13 protein-coding genes and 1 pseudogene are annotated in these 14617 nt (G+C 74.5%); 8 read left to right on the top strand and 6 right to left on the bottom strand.

Annotated elements, in window-relative coordinates; all coding sequences use genetic code 11:
* Window positions 1–43 precede the first annotated feature (43 nt).
* The 3 genes from AC07FV_RS02715 to AC07FV_RS02705 are packed head-to-tail and all read right to left on the bottom strand — an operon-like array spanning window position 44 to window position 3197.
* Window positions 44–904: a carbohydrate ABC transporter permease gene (locus AC07FV_RS02715; protein WP_479084131.1), complete on the bottom strand. Its 861-nt coding sequence runs from the start codon at window positions 902–904 to the stop codon at window positions 44–46.
* Window positions 901–1842: a carbohydrate ABC transporter permease gene (locus tag AC07FV_RS02710; protein ID WP_479084130.1), complete on the bottom strand. Its 942-nt coding sequence runs from the start codon at window positions 1840–1842 to the stop codon at window positions 901–903. Before AC07FV_RS02710 ends, AC07FV_RS02715 begins: the two co-directional genes overlap by 4 nt.
* A complete protein-coding gene (locus AC07FV_RS02705; protein WP_479084128.1) occupies window positions 1839–3197 on the bottom strand; it encodes an extracellular solute-binding protein in 1359 nt (452 codons plus the stop codon). The genes AC07FV_RS02710 and AC07FV_RS02705 overlap by 4 nt, the downstream gene beginning before the upstream one ends.
* 423 nt (window positions 3198–3620) lie before the next feature.
* Here AC07FV_RS02705 and AC07FV_RS02700 point away from each other — a divergent pair, with 423 nt between their 5' ends.
* Genes AC07FV_RS02700 through AC07FV_RS02685 form a run of 4 tightly spaced genes read left to right on the top strand, consistent with a single transcriptional unit; the run spans window position 3621 to window position 7935 of the window.
* Window positions 3621–4130 carry a toxin gene (locus AC07FV_RS02700; RefSeq protein ID WP_479084126.1) on the top strand — a complete coding sequence of 170 codons (510 nt, stop codon included), beginning with the start codon at window positions 3621–3623 and terminating at the stop codon, window positions 4128–4130.
* Window positions 4127–5299, top strand: a complete 1173-nt coding sequence (locus tag AC07FV_RS02695) for an MAB_1171c family putative transporter (RefSeq protein WP_479084124.1) — start codon at window positions 4127–4129, stop codon at window positions 5297–5299. Before AC07FV_RS02700 ends, AC07FV_RS02695 begins: the two co-directional genes overlap by 4 nt.
* 31 nt (window positions 5300–5330) lie before the next feature.
* Entirely contained in the window at window positions 5331–6542 is a 1212-nt protein-coding gene (locus AC07FV_RS02690; RefSeq protein WP_479084122.1) for an MAB_1171c family putative transporter, read from the top strand.
* Window positions 6532–7935: an FAD-dependent monooxygenase gene (locus AC07FV_RS02685; RefSeq protein ID WP_479084120.1), complete on the top strand. Its 1404-nt coding sequence runs from the start codon at window positions 6532–6534 to the stop codon at window positions 7933–7935. Before AC07FV_RS02690 ends, AC07FV_RS02685 begins: the two co-directional genes overlap by 11 nt.
* 48 nt (window positions 7936–7983) lie before the next feature.
* On the opposite strand, the gene AC07FV_RS02680 is transcribed toward AC07FV_RS02685, so the two are convergent.
* Window positions 7984–8847 (bottom strand): SMP-30/gluconolactonase/LRE family protein, encoded by an 864-nt coding sequence (locus AC07FV_RS02680; protein ID WP_479084119.1) that lies wholly within the window; start codon window positions 8845–8847, stop codon window positions 7984–7986.
* Entirely contained in the window at window positions 8844–9617 is a 774-nt protein-coding gene (locus AC07FV_RS02675; protein ID WP_479084118.1) for an IclR family transcriptional regulator, read from the bottom strand. The genes AC07FV_RS02680 and AC07FV_RS02675 overlap by 4 nt, the downstream gene beginning before the upstream one ends.
* A gap of 138 nt (window positions 9618–9755) precedes the next feature.
* Here AC07FV_RS02675 and AC07FV_RS02670 point away from each other — a divergent pair, with 138 nt between their 5' ends.
* Window positions 9756–10349 (top strand): hypothetical protein, encoded by a 594-nt coding sequence (locus AC07FV_RS02670; protein ID WP_479084116.1) that lies wholly within the window; start codon window positions 9756–9758, stop codon window positions 10347–10349.
* A 54-nt stretch (window positions 10350–10403) separates the two neighbouring features.
* Here the strand turns inward: AC07FV_RS02670 and AC07FV_RS02665 are convergent, their stop codons facing one another.
* Window positions 10404–11273: an ATP-grasp domain-containing protein gene (locus AC07FV_RS02665; RefSeq protein ID WP_479084115.1), complete on the bottom strand. Its 870-nt coding sequence runs from the start codon at window positions 11271–11273 to the stop codon at window positions 10404–10406.
* 71 nt (window positions 11274–11344) lie between these two features.
* On the opposite strand from AC07FV_RS02665, the pseudogene AC07FV_RS02660 reads away from it, so the two are divergent.
* From AC07FV_RS02660 to AC07FV_RS02650, 3 genes and pseudogenes are all read left to right on the top strand, one after another.
* Window positions 11345–11521: pseudogene (locus AC07FV_RS02660) on the top strand (SLC13 family permease); the annotation flags it as partial.
* Between the two features lie 58 nt (window positions 11522–11579).
* Complete coding sequence (locus AC07FV_RS02655; protein WP_479084114.1) at window positions 11580–13034, top strand: acyl-CoA synthetase; 1455 nt, start codon at window positions 11580–11582, stop codon at window positions 13032–13034.
* Window positions 13027–14385: a carboxyl transferase domain-containing protein gene (locus tag AC07FV_RS02650; RefSeq protein ID WP_479084112.1), complete on the top strand. Its 1359-nt coding sequence runs from the start codon at window positions 13027–13029 to the stop codon at window positions 14383–14385. The genes AC07FV_RS02655 and AC07FV_RS02650 overlap by 8 nt, the downstream gene beginning before the upstream one ends.
* Window positions 14386–14617 lie beyond the last annotated feature (232 nt).

Here is a 14617-nt window from a genome sequence, read left to right as displayed (position 1 = left end):
GGGGGTCTGCTCGGGGGCTCTGCTCTGGGGGCTCTTCGGGGCGCTACTGGCCGGCCAGGCCCGTGTGGGCGACGCCCGCCACGATCTGGCGCTGGAAGAAGACGAAGACGACGATCAGCGGCAGGCCCGCCATGAGGCCGCCGGCCATGAGCTGGGCCCACTGGATGCCGTAGGAGTTCATGACGGTCGCGATGCCGTTCGGCATGGTCATCAGGTCGGGGTTGTTGGTGACCATGTACGGCCACAGGAAGTTGTTCCAGGAGCTGATGAAGGTGAAGATGCCGACCGCCGCCAGGGACGGGCGGGAGAGCGGCACGATGATCGTGAGGAACACCCGCCAGCGGCCGGCGCCGTCGATGAAGGCCGCCTCCTCCAGTTCGCGCGGGACGCCCTGGAAGAACTTGTAGAGGATGAAGACCATCGCGGCGGGCGCGCACTGCGGCAGGATCATGCCCCAGTACGTGTCGACCATCCCCATCTGCTGGACGGTGGTGAACAGCGGGACACCGAGCACGGCCGGGGAGATCATCAGGCCCGCCATCACCACGCCCATCAGGACGGACTTCCCCCGGAACTCGGTGCGGGCGAAGCCGTACCCGGCCAGCGCGCTCACGACCAGCACGATCGTCGTCACGCACACCGACACGACCAGGGAGTTCACGAACCAGCCGGTGATGTTGCCGGTCTCGAAGAGGGCCGTCCAGGCCTGGGCCGTCCAGTCCTCGGGCAGCCAGTGCGTGGGCACCTCGACGGCCTCGGTCTCCGACTTCAGGGAGGTGAACAGCGCCCACAGCAGCGGGGCGAGGAACACCGCGGAGACGGCCGTGGCGAGCAGGGTGAGGACGATCTGGCTCGGCGTCCAGGGGCGGCGCGGGCCCTTGCGTACCGGTGCGGCGGTGGTCATCTGCCGCCCTCCTCACGGTTGCGCAGCAGCCACATCCGCGCGAGGGCGACGGCCGCGATGAGCACGAAGAAGATGATGGAGATCGCGGAGGCGTAGCCCACGCGGTAGCTGGTGAAGCCCTGTTCGAGGGTGTACTGCACGAAGGTGCGCGTCGAGTCCTCCGGTCCCGGCCCGAAGTCCTGCATGACGACGGCCTGGTCGAAGACCTGGAGCGAGGCGAGGATCTGGAGCGCCACGACGAGACCGGTGATGTTGCGCAGCATCGGCAGCGTGATGTGGAACATGCGGTGCCAGGCGTTCGCGCCGTCCAGCTCGGCGGCCTCGTACAGGTGGGCGGGGATGCCCTGGAGCGCGGCGAGGTAGAGCAGGAAGCTGAAGCCGACCGTCCACCACAGGGTGCAGACGACGACGGCGAGCATGGCGTACGACTTGTCGGTCAGCCACGCCGTGTCGAGGCCGAGGACGTGGTTGACCATGCCGGTGCCGGGGTTGAAGAGCCACTGCCAGAGGTTGGCGGCGACGGTGGACGGCAGCAGGAACGGCAGGAAGAAGCAGAGCCGCCAGAGCCACTTGCCGCGCTCGATGTGGTGGGCCAGCAGCGCCAGCAGCAGGGCGAGCACGGTGATGCAGGGCACCACGAGCAGCGTGAACCAGGCGCTGTGCCCGAGGGCGTCCCACATCAACGGGTCGTCGAGGGCCTCGCGGTAGTTGTCGAGGCCGACGAAGCGCGCGGCGTCGCCGGAGATGTTGGCGTCGGTGAAGCTGAGCCACACGCCGCGCAGCAGCGGCCAGATCACGAAGAGGCCGAACAGCACGAGGAAGGGGGCGACGAACCAGCCGCCGTGCTGGAAGCCCTGCCCCCGGCGGACGGTGGCGGTCGCGGCGGCGGCCTCGGCGCGGGCCGGGCGGACGACGGTCTCGGCGCTGGTCGTCGTCATGCGACGGCACCTCCCTCGGCGGCGGTCTTCCCGTCCATCGGGTTCTTCGAGGCGAGGAGCCGGGCGAGCGTGCTCTTCATCCTGCGGGCCGCGGCGTCGGGCTTCGCGGAGCCCAGCGTGGAGGAGACGACGACCGGTCCGACGCGCTGGGCGAGGATGCCGGTGGACCCGGCGAACCACACCTTGGGCTCGGTGGCCTGGTGGTCCATGGCCGAGACGTACTCGCTCTGGGGCTTCAGCTCCCGGTACGCGGCCGTGGACAGGGTCGGGGTGAAGGCGGGGATGTGGCCGCCGGCCGCCCACTGCCGGGCGTGCTGGACGACGTAGGCGGCGAGGCGGTGGGCGCCCTCGTTCCCGGGGCCGCCGCGGCCGGCCTGGTGGGGCAGGACGAAGGCGTGCGACTCGGCGTGGGTGGCCTGCTTCCCGAAGACGGGCGGCAGCGGCATCGCCCCGTAGTCGAGCTTCGCGCCGTCGAAGACCGGCACGGACCAGTTGCCCTCCCAGACGAAGGGGCCGCCGTTGACGAACTGCTCGGCACCCGCCCCGCCCGCGAAGCCGGGGTCGGCGTACCCCTCGGTGATGTGCCGGCGCAGGAACTCCAGGACCTGGGTGGCCTTGTCGGTGTCGAAGGTGACCTCGGTGTTGTCGGCGCTGAACCAGGTGCCGCCGAGCTGGGTGTAGAAGGCGACGAAGAACCACCACTGGAAGTTCTGGTCGTTGACCCACAGCCCGATGGTCTGGAGTCCCTTCCTGGTGGCCGCCTTCGCCTCCTTCAGCACGTCGAACCACTCGTCGGCCGACGTCACCGGGACCATCCGGCCGTCCGCGTCGAGCAGGCCGGCCTTCCCCAGCACGTCCCTGCGGTAGAAGCAGAGCTGGACGTGGATGTCGAGGGGCAGCGCGTAGAGCTTGCCGTCGATGACGGCGCGCTTCCACAGGGCGGGGTTGAAGTCCTGCTCCCGTACGCCGTACCGGGCGAGGAGGTCCATGTCCCAGGGGTCCAGGAGGCGGCCCGGGGAGAAGCCGGTGACCCGGCCCAGGTGCATGACGCCGAGGTCGGGCGCGCGGTTGCCGGCGGCCGCCATGGCGAGTTTGGTGTAGAAGGGGCTGCCCCACTGGAGGGTGGAGTCCTTCACGTCGATGCCGGGGTTGTCCTTCCGGAAGGAGTCCAGCATCGCGATCATGTTGTAGCCGTCGCCGCCGCTGAAGAGGTTCCAGTAGCGCACCCGGGTGTCCGCTCCGGAGGCGAGCGCGTCGGCTCCGGTACCGAGCGCCGCGAAGCCGAAGCTCCCGGCGACCGTCAGCCCGCCCATCGCGGCGAGCAGTTGCCTGCGATCGAGGCCAGGTCGTCCCATGCCCTGCCCAATCTGCTCAGGGATATCCGCTCACAGTTGTTCGAGATATCGAATATCGCTCGTAACTTCGAACGGACCGTAGGTGGGAAGCGCTTTCGCGTCAATGGTTCGAGCAGGAACTCGGGCGGGGAACCGCACCGGGACGTCCACGCACCGCACCCGCTCCCCGCATCGCATGACGCGGACACATCCACCCGCGTAGGCTCGAACGGCCCTGAGCACGGCGGCGAGTGAGAGCGGGAGGGACACCGTGGCAGCCCGTGGTCCGCGCCCGCGCCCCGGCACCCGGGGACACCGCGGCGGTCACCCGGTGACCGCTCGGCACGCGGAACTGGCCCGGACGGCGGCCGTCTTGGCATATTGCACTGGTGACCGAGCCACACCCAGGCGAACAGGGAGACAGCCGTGCGTACAGGGAAGGAGATGCGTCGTCTCGCTGACGCCCTCATCGACCCCATCCGGGTACCGGTACCGGCTGATCCCGAGGTCCTGTTCGAGGCGCTCGTCGCCTCCGTCAGCGCCTGGCGGGGACGCGACGTGGTCGTCCACCGGGCGGCGTTCCCGCCGCACACCGCGAGCGGCCTGTGGCTGGAGCGCGAGCACCACGACGACGTGGTGGTGGACGAACGCGCCGCCGTGTGGCACCAGATCGTGATCCTCTGCCACGAGGTGTGGCACATGAGCCGCCGCCGTTCCGACCCGGACGAGGCCGTCGGCGGCCGGCCCCGGCCGGTCGCCGCGCGCACCGACTTCTCGCTCGCCGAGGAGCAGGAGGCGGACCGCTTCGGCATGCTGATGGGCGGTCGGCTGCGCACCTGGCTGGAGGCCTCCACCGACTCGGTCTTCGCCGCGGAGGGCGGCGATCCCGACGACCCCCAGGACCTCGCCGGACGCATCGGGGCCGCGCTCAACTACCGCGGGACCACGCGGTGAACGCCCTGATCAACTACGTGAGCTGCGGGGTGCTGTGGCTCGGGCTGCTGGTGAAGGCCCCCGACCTGCTCCGGCACCGCCGTGACCCGTACCTGCGCGCCCTGTGCGCGGTGCTGGGGCTGGCCGGCCTGTGCTTCCTGCTCGGGGCCCCGCCGACGGTCGGCGCCGTCAACCGGCTGAGCGGGGTGCCGAACCTGGCGGCTCCCCTGACCTACGCGGCGATCACCGGGTACTGCGCCGCCTCCCAGATCCTCGTCGTCCACTGGCGCGGCGGGCCCCGGGTGCGGCGCACCGCCCGCCGCTGGACCCTCGCCTACGCCCTCGTGGTCCTCGGCATCGCGGGGACCTTCGCGCTCGGCGAGGCGCCCGAGGAGCGCCGCACCGACCTGGACACCTACTACGCGCGCACGCCGTTCCTCGCCCAGATGATCGTCCTGTACCTGGTCGCGCACCTCACCGCGGCGACCGTCACCGCGGTGTCCGCGCTGCGCTGGGCGCGCCGGGTGCGGGGCGGGCTGCGGGCCGGCCTGACCCTGCTCGGCATCGGTTCGCTGTGCGGCGCCGGCTACAGCGTGGTCAAGCTGGTCGCGGTGGGCGCCCGCTGGTCCGGGCACGACTGGTCGGCGCTCGGCACCACCGTCTCCCCGGCCGCCGCCGGCCTCGGCGCCCTGCTGACGGTCGTCGGAGTCCTGGTCCCGCTGCTCGCGCCCCGGGTGACCGCGTGGCGGCGGGCGCGGCGGGCGTACGCCCGGCTCGGGCCGCTGGAGCGGGCGCTGGACGGTCTGCTCACCCGCCGGACGCTCAGGCTGCCCCGGCCCCGGTTCGCCTCCCCCGCCACCCTGCTGATGTGGCGCCGGACCAGCATCCACAACGCGCTCGGCCACCTGGACGCGTACTTCGACGGGGACCTGTACGACCGGGTCCACGCCGGGGCGCTGGCGGCGACCGGCGCCCCGGAGCGGGCCGAGGCCGCCGCCTGGGCCGCCGTGATCAGCGACGCGGTACGGCGCGAGGCGGACCCGGAGGGGCGGCACCCGGCGGCCCGCGGCACGGCCCGGCCGCCCGGCCCGGCCGCCCTCGACCGGATCGCCGACGCGCTGGCCGGCACCGCGCCGGTGCCCGCGGTCCCCGCGGTGCCGACCGGGACGACCACGGCGGGGACCACGTGAACCGGGTACCCGGCGAAGGGGGGAGAGCGGCGTGAGCCTCGTCGTGTACCTGGCGGCCCTGGTCTTCGGGATGACGTCCGTCCTGCTGTTCCGGCGGCCGCGCACGGCCATGCGGAACCCGCTGACCCTGTCCACCTGCGCGGCGGTCGTCCTCGGCGCCCTGGTCTTCGTCTGCGCGGCCCCCGCCACCCTCGCCACCGTCAACGACCTCACCGGCGTCCCCAACTTCGGCGCCCCGCTGACCTACGGCATGCTCTCCGCGTACAGCTGCGCGGTGCTCGTGCTGCTGATCAACTGGCGGGGCGGCCCCCGCGCCCGGGTGCGGCGGATGGTGCTGCGCAGCATGGCCGCCTACGGGCTGCTGGTGGTCGCCATCGTCGTGCTGTTCACGCTCGCCGACGCGCACACCGAGCGGCTGACCGACCTCGACACGTATTACGCCGGCACCCCGTTCATGCGCGAAATGATCCTGCTGTACCTGCTCGGCCACAGCGCGGCGATGCTGGTCATGTGCGCCGTCTGCCTCAAGTGGGGCCGCGAGGTGGGCGGGTTGCTGCGCACCGGGCTGCGGCTGATCCTGCTGGGGGCGCTGCTGGACGTGGTGGGGTTCCAGCTGGCGAAGTACACGGCGGTCGTGGCGCGCTGGACGGGTCACGACCTCGACTTCCTGTCCACCACGGTGGCTCCGCCGATGGCCTCGCTGGCGGCCCTGCTGGTCTCGGCGGGCTTCGTGCTGCCGAGGCTGCTGCCGCCCGTCGTCGCCCACTGGCGTGGGCTGGAGGACTACCGGCGGCTGGAGCCGCTGTGGACCCTGGTCGGGCCGGTGTCCACCGCCCCCGGACCGCCGGCCGCCCGGTGGCAGCTCCCCCGGGCCCGGCTCCAGTGGCGTGAGGTGTCCATCCACGACGCCCTGCTCGCGCTGGCGCCGTACTTCGACCACCGGGTCCGGGAGCGGGTGCGGGACGCGGCCCTACGCCGCGGCCGCACCCCCCACGAGGCCCGGCTGGCGGCGGAGGCGGCGATGCTCGCGGACGCCGCGCGGCGGGCCCGCGCCCGTGAGGAACCCCCCGAGAGCGCCGGTTCGTACCGGCTGCACGCCACCGAGGTCTCCGGCCCGAGCGGGCTGGTGGAGCTGGCGCAGGCGCTGGTGCGTCCACCCGCCGGGGCCCTCGCGCCCGACGGAGCGGCGCGGACCTCACTGACCGGATCCCTGGCCGAACCCGAGGAGCCCCATGTCGCGTAGAGCTGTCGTCGTCGGTGCCGGTCTGGCCGGCATGCTGGCCGCGGCCGTGCTGTCCACCGCGGGCGTCGACGAGGTGGTGGTGCTGGACCGCGACGAGCTGCCGCCGGGGCCGGAGCACCGCCGCGGGCTGCCCCAGGGGCGGCACGCGCATCTGCTCATGGCCGGTGGCCTGGCCGCCATGGAGGAACTGGTGCCGGGCCTCGGTCTGCGCGGGCGGCTGGTCGCCGCCGGCGCCCACGAGGTGTCCCTCAGCTCGGGCATGCTGGCCCGCACTCCCGAGGGCTGGCTGCGCAGATGGCGGCGCGAGGGACCCGTGATGCTGACCTGCACCCGGGCGCTGCTGGACTGGACGGTGCGGGCCGCGGTGCTCGGGCACCGGCCCGTCGAGATCCGCAGGGCCGCGGTGATCGGGCTGACCGGCGACGCGGGGAGGGTGCGGGGGGTGCGGATCGCCGCGCCCGGCGGGGACGCGGACCTCGACGCCGACCTGGTCGTCGACGCGAGCGGCCGCGGCACGCGGGTCGTCGCCTGGCTGGACGGACTCGGGCTGTCCGGCGTCCGGGCGCGGACCGTGGACTCGGGCCTGGTCAACGCCTCGCGCCTCTACCGGGTTCCGGCGGGTGCGGAGCGGTTCCCGCTGACGGTCGTGCAGGCCGACCCGTACGTGTCCCGGCCCGCCCGCAGTGCGATGGTGATGCCGGTCGAGGGGGGCCGCTGGCTGGTGAGCTGCGGCGGCTCGCGCGGCGGTGAACCGCCGGCGGACCCGGAGGGTTTCCTGCGGTACACGCTCGCGCTGCCGGACCCGATCGTGGGACGGCTGATCTCCGGCGCCGAGCCGCTCACCGACGTGCACCTGAGCCGGTCGACCAGCAACGTGCGGCGGTACCTGGAGAGATCGCCGCGCTGGCCGGAGGGGTTCGTGGTCCTCGGGGACGCGCTGGCCACCTTCAACCCGGCGTACGGGCAGGGCATGACGGTGGCCGCGTTCGGAGCGCGGGTCCTCGGCCGGGAGCTGGAGCGGGCCGGCGGCCCGGACGCACCCGGTCTCGGCCGGCGGGTGCTGCGGGGCGCGGCCCGCTCGGTGGACGCGGCGTGGTCGCTGGCCGTCGGCCAGGACGTCCGCTACCCGGGGGTGCGCGGCGGGCGGCCGGGCGCCGCCGACCGCGTGGTGACGGCGTACACCCGGCGCCTGACGAAGGCGGCGACGGGCTCGTACGCGGCGGCCTCGGCGCTGTGGGACGTCACCAGCATGCGCACGCCGCCGACCCGCATGTTCCGTCCCGACGCTGTCCTGGCCGCCCTCGCCGGCCCCCCGCTCCCGCCACCGGCACAGCCGCCGCTGACACCCGGCGAGCGCGAGGTGCTGCGGAGCCTGGACCGCACGGGGGCGTGAGCGGCCGGACGCCGTCGCCAGGCCACCCGCCCCGCCCCCGCCGCCCGTTCAGCCCGCGAAGGCCGGCTGGGGCATCCCCCGCCCCGCGTCCGGCACCACCAGCACCGCGCCCGCCAGCGGGTGCGGTGCCGTCAGTCCCACCCGGGCGGTGGTGAGGTACAGGTCGGTCAGACCGGGGCCGCCGAAGGCGCAGGCGGTGACCCGGGGGACCGGGAGCGGGATCACCCGATCCAGGTCGCCGGACGGGGTGTAGCGGCGCACCGCGCCCCCGTCCCACAGCGCGACCCAGACGCAGCCCTCGGCGTCCACGCACAGGCCGTCGGGGTACCCGGCGCCCTCCTCGATCACGGCCAGCGGACGGCGCCCGGAGACCGGGCCGTCGCCGGAGGGGACGTCGAAGACGTCGATGCGCCGGGTCGGGGTGTCGACGTAGTACATCAGCCGGCCGTCGGGGCTCCAGCCGGTGCCGTTGCTCACCGTGACGTCGGTCAGCACCGGCGCGACCGTGCCGTCCCCGGCGACCCGGGACAGCGTCCCGCCGCCGGTCGCCTCGTCGTAGCGCATGGTGCCGGCCCACAGGGTGCCGTCGGGGGCGACGGCGGCGTCGTTGCCGCGGCGGCCGGGCACCAGCTCCCGGTGCAGCCAGCGGAAGGTGTCGTCGGGGTCGACCAGGCCGATCCCGTCGCGCAGGTTGAGCACCAGCCCGCCGCCCGCGCGCGGCTTGGCGGCGCCGACGTGCTGCTCGGTGCGGCGGACCGTACGGCGGCCGGTGGCCGGGTCGTAGGTGTGGACGCGGGAGGCGAGGATGTCGATCCACAGCAGGCGTCCCGTCGCCGGGTCCCAGGTGGGGCCCTCGCCGAGGGCCGCCTCCGCCCGGACGGCCACCTCGTACGGGGGACGGCTCGCGCTCATGCCGCGCTCCGGTGGCCGAGCCGCTCGGACAGGTCGGCCGCGCCCTCGGCGGCGAGCCGCTCCAGCTCGCCGAGGCGCTCCTCGCTCCAGCGGATCATGGGCACGGAGATCGACAGCGCGGCGACGACCCGGCCGCTGCGGTCGCGGACCGGGGCGGCCACGCAGGAGACGTCCGGGTTGGACTCGCGGCTCTCCACCGCGACGCCCCGCTCGCGGATACCGGCCAGCGCCTCGCGCAGCGCGGCCGGGTCGGTGATGCTGTTCGGGGTCATCGCGGTCAGCCGGGCGTCGTCGGGGAAGCGGGCGGCCAGCTCCGGCTCGGGCAGGGAGGCGAGCAGCATCTTGCCGACGGACGTGCAGTGCGCGGGCAGCCTGCGCCCGGCCGCCGACACCATGCGCACCGCGTGCGTGGAGTCCACCTTCGCGATGTAGATGACGTCGGTGTCCTCCAGGATCGCCACGTGCACCGTCTCGTCGCAGGTCTCGGCGACGCTCCGGGCGACCTGCTGGCCCTCGGCGGCGAGGTCGAGGTGCTCGGCGTAGCGGGCGCCGAGCTGGTACGGCCGCACGCCGAGCCGGTACCGTCCGGGCTGTCCGGCCACCGGGACGATGTACTTGCGGGCGGAGAGCGTGGTGACCAGTTCGTGCACGGTGGTGCGGGGCAGCTGGAGCCGGCGCACGATGTCGGGGGCGGAGAGCGTGCCGTCCCCGTCGAGGAAGAGCTCCAGTATGTCGAGAGCCCGGGTCACGGCTGGTACGAGGCGTCCCATGTCCGGCCCCCTCCCTTAGTGTTCGAAATTTCAACAGGCGATCGGAATAGCGAACACAGGCTACTCACATCGCGTTTCCCGGGGCAATGGGCGTGCGTCCGCGCACCGCCCGCCCGGCCGGTGGGCGACGATGGCCCCATGCCCACCGGTCAGCGGCCCCCCGCTCCCTTCACCCCGCTCGACTTCCAGCTGGTGCTGCTGCGGCGCATGGCCGACCACAACCCCGGGCTGGTGGAGGACGCCCGCCGCGCGCTGGGCGCCTCGCTCGCGGACCAGCGGGAGGCGAACAGGCGCTGGCAGGCCATGCTCCGCTCGCCGCGCGCCCGTTCGGCCGCCGCCAGGTACCGTTCCGTGCTCGGGGAACCCGAGTCGTCGGCCCCGCGCCGGATCGGCGACCTGGAGTGCGAGGCCCGGCGGTGGCCGCTTCCCCTCTGGCCCGACCTGCGCTTCGAGGTGCTGGTCGCCGACCGGGGCGTCGTCTGGAACGAGTGGCTGGTGCGGGCCCCCAGCCGCGCGGGGCCACGGCTGGACACCCTGGAGGACCTGGCCCCCTGGTCCTGCACGGTCGACGAGGTCGCCCGCGCCTTCGCGCCCGCCCGCCCCCTCCAGGGCTCGGCCCCCACCCGCTGGGGGCTCGCCTTCGCCGCACCGGACGCGCGGGGCCGACGGCACGAGGTCACCGCCGAGTTCACCTGGGGGCTGCTCCAGCGGACGGCGGTCGGGAGCGGCTAGCGGGCCGTCGGTCCGGGCGGCGGGGCGCGCCGGGCAGACGGCGGTCGGGAGCGGCTAGCGGGCCGCCGCCAGCACCGCCTCGACGACCCGCGGCAGCGACTCCCCGTGCAGCCACAGGAAGAGGTTCGGCTCGACCAGTTCCAGCTCCATCACCCGGGGCCGCCCGTCCTCCCCGTCCACCAGGTCGACCCGGGCGTACAGCAGCTCGGGGGCGTCCGGTACGGCGGCCAGGGCGCTCTCGGCGACGGCGCGTTCGGCCGGGGTCGGGGCCCAGGGTTCCAGGCCGGGGTGCGCGACCTTCCGCTCGTCGTACGGCGTCCCGGGGGTGAGGACGGCGCCCTTGCGGGAGGCGTGCAGCAGGCGCCCGCCGAAGAACTGCAACGCCCGCTCCCCGGCGGTGTCGATGCCGCGCATGTAGGGCTGCACCATCGCCGTGAACCCCTCGGCGTGCATCCGCTCCACCTGCCGCAGCGCGGTGGCGTGCTCGCCGGGTGTGTAGCGGGCGGCGAAGCGGGCCCCGGCGCCCGAGGTGGGCTTGACCACGTACTCGTGGGCGTCGGGCAGTTCGGGCACCTCGCCGGGGGCGGTGTAGCGGGTGGGGACGACGGGCACGCCGGCCGCCGCGAGGTCGCCGAGGTAGCGTTTGTCGGTGTTCCAGCGCACGACCGCCGCCGGGTTCGCCAGCCGCGTCAGCTTGCCGCACTCCTCCGCCCACGCCGTGAACTCGCCCGCCCGCCAGCTGTAGTCCCAGGTGGAGCGGATCAGGGCGAGGTCGAAGGACGCCCAGTCGACGTCCTCGTCGTCCCAGATCTCGGCGGACGCCTCGGCCCCCGCCGCCTCCAGCGCCCCCGCCAGCACCGGCAGATCGCGGTCGACGCTGATCTGCGGGCCGGGGCGGCAGGTGACGAGTGCTATCCGGGGCACGGCGGGCTCCCTTGTCGAACGGCTCGGGTGACGGCTCCGCAGGCTAGCAACCCGGTCCGCCGCCGGGTCCGGTCTCGGCGACGGTGGTGGACGCCGGTCCGTTCCCGACGAACGGGGCACTGGTCCTGGCCGTGGTCCCCGACGTCGGTCGAGAGCGCTTCTTGCGGCAGTTGATGGTGTACGGAGGGATCGTGGCGGCCGTACCCGCGCCGGCCCGGCCAGTGCTGGTCGTGCCCGGCTTCGGGTAGGTCCCCTCAAGACGACCGGTGATCCGGTGACAGCGAGCAACGACAAGGAGTACGACGCGTGTCCTCTCTTCTCCCGGCCCTCCTCCCGGCCGCGACCGCCGGGGCCGACCGGCCCGCCCTGCGCTTCGGCGAGCGTTCCCTGACCTACGCGGGACTGGCCGCCGCGGCGGGCGGCACGGCCGGCCGGATCGGGGCGGCCGGCCGGGTCGCCGTCTGGGCGACCCCGGCGCTGGAGACCGCGGTCGCCGTGGTGGCCGCGCTGCTGGCCGGCGTTCCCGCCGTACCGCTCAACCCGAAGTCGGGCGACAAGGAACTCGCGCACATCCTCGCGGACAGTGAGCCGTCGCTCGTCCTGGCGGCCCCGGGCAGCGAACTGCCGCCCGCCCTGGCCGGCCTGGAGCGGGTCGACGTCGACGTGGACGCCGGCGGCCCCGTTCCCGAGGACCGCGCCGGCGACGGCGATCCCGCGCTCGTCGTCTACACCTCCGGCACCACCGGGCCGCCCAAGGGCGCCGTCATCCCCCGGCGCGCGCTGACGACGACCCTGGACGCGCTCGCCGACGCCTGGGGGTGGACCGGCGAGGACGTGCTGGTGCACGGGCTGCCGCTGTTCCACGTGCACGGGCTGGTGCTCGGCGTGCTCGGCCCGCTGCGGCGCGGCGGGTCCGTGCGGCACCTGGGCAGGTTCTCCCCCGAGGGCGCGGCGCGGGAGCTGAGCGCCGGCGCGACCATGCTGTTCGGGGTGCCGACGATGTACCACCGGATCGCCGAGGCGCTGCCCGGCGACCCGGAGCTGGCGAAGGCGCTGGCCGGGGCCCGGCTGCTGGTGTCGGGGTCGGCCGCGTTGCCGGTGCACGACCACGAGCGGATCGCCGCCGCGACCGGCCGGCGGGTGATCGAGCGGTACGGCATGACGGAGACCCTGATGAACACGAGCGTGCGGGCGGACGGCGAGCCCCGCGCCGGGACGGTGGGCGTACCGCTGCCGGGGGTGGAGCTGCGGCTGGTGGAGGACGACGGCACGCCGATCACCGAGCCGGACGGGGAGAGCGTCGGCGAGATCCAGGTGCGCGGCGCGAACCTGTTCACCGAGTACCTGAACCGGCCCGACGCCACCGCCGCCGCCTTCACCGGGGACGGCTTCTTCCGCACCGGCGACATGGCGGTGCGCGACCCGGACGGGTACGTCCGCATCGTCGGCCGCAAGGCCACCGACCTGATCAAGAGCGGCGGTTACAAGATCGGGGCCGGTGAGATCGAGAACGCGCTGCTCGAACACCCGGGGGTGCGCGAGGCCGCCGTCACCGGCGAGCCCGACCCCGACCTCGGCGAGCGGATCGTGGCGTGGGTCGTGCCCGCCGAGCCCGCCGCGCCGCCCGCCCTCGACGCGCTGGCCGACCACGTCGCCGCCCGGCTCGCCCCGCACAAGCGGCCCCGGGTCCTGCGCCTGCTGGACACCCTCCCCCGCAACGACATGGGGAAGATCATGAAGCGGGCGCTGAGCCATGACTGACCGCCTGTCCGCCCGCGCGTTCCTCGCCCTGCTCACCGACGACTTCACCGAACTGCCGCACCCGCCGGGCACGTCGGAGCCCGACGGCCCGCTCGGCTGGCACGGCTACGACGCCGCCCGCGCCCGAGCCGCCGGGCGCACCGGCGAGGAGGAGTCGGTCGTCTGCGGGACCGGGCACGTCCTGGGCACCCCGGCCGTGTTCCTCGCCTTCGAGTTCGGCTTCCTCGGCGGCTCGCTGGGCCGGCGCACCGGTGACCGGCTGGAGGCGGCGTACGCCCACGCGCGCGAGCGGCGGCTGCCGGTGGTGCCGCTGGTCGCCACGGGCGGCAGCCGGATGCAGGAGGGGATGCTCGCGCTGACCCAGCTCCAGCGGGTGGCCCGGCAGTCGGCGCTCACCCGCGCGGCCGGGCTGCCGCAGATCGCCGTGTTGCGGGACCCGGCCACCGGGGGCGGCTGGGCGACGCTGGGCGCGGGCGCCGACGTCGTCCTCGCGCTGCCCGGCGCCCAGGTGGGCTTCGCAGGCTCCCGGGTCCGGCCGCCGGACGCCGACCCGGCGGCGTACACGGCCGAGGCGCAGGTGGCGGCGGGCAGCGCGGACGCCGTCGTGCCGCCCGGGGAGCTGCGCGGCACGCTGGGCCGGTGGCTGCGGCTGCTGACGGCGCCGTCCGACGACCCGGCACCCGTGCCCGAGCCGCTCGGCGCGCGGGACCTGCCGGAGACGGGCTGGGACGCGGTACGGCGGGCCCGCTCCCCCGAACGACCGCGCGCCGGGGCCTACCTGGACGCCTACTTCACCCACCGCGTCGCCCTCTCCGGCGACCGCTGCGGAGGCGCCGACCCGGGCGGCATGCTCTGCGGCTTCGGCGAGCACGCGGGGCGGACGGTCGCGTACGCCGCCCAGACGGGGACGGCGACCCGGCCCGCCGGGTACCGCACCGCCGCCCGGCTGATCCGGCTCGCGGACCGGCTGGGCGTCCCGGTGCTGACCTTGGTGGACACCCCGGGCGCGGCGAACGACGCGGCGGCGGAACGGCAGGGCGCGGGTGCGGCGATCGCCGACCTGTTCACCGCGGTGGCGTCGGTGAGCACGCCGGTCACCACGCTGGTGATCGGCGAGGGCGGCTCGGGCGGGGCGCTGGCGCTGGCCGCGCCCGGCAGCACCTGGGCGACCCCGGACAGCTACTTCTCCGTCATCGCGCCGGAGTCGGCGGCGGCGATCCTCAAGCGCCCACCCGGGGAGGTCGAGGCGACGGCGGACCAACTGCGTCTGCGGCCGCAGGACTTGGCGGAGCTGGGCGTGATCCGAACAGGCGATCAGTTGTTCCCTGGAACAGGTGATCGTCGCCCGTAGGAGCGAATGCGACTGTCGGGACGCACGATACTAACGGTGTGCGAGCGACGGGCTGCAGACCGTGAGTAACGCACATGTCCTCACGGGGTCCCCCATGGTGGTCCCACACGTGGCGGTCCCCCCATGCACAGCGCAAGGAGCTGCACGATCATGAACCTTCTCACCGACATCCTCGCCGGCCTCGTCCACTTCGTCGGCTGGCTGGTCTGACGGTCCGAGAGACACGACGGCG

It is taken from the genome of Streptomyces sp. NPDC045956, from assembly GCF_056430705.1.
Note: the sequence above shows the minus strand (reverse complement) of the source record. Positions and strands in the feature narration are given on the sequence as shown.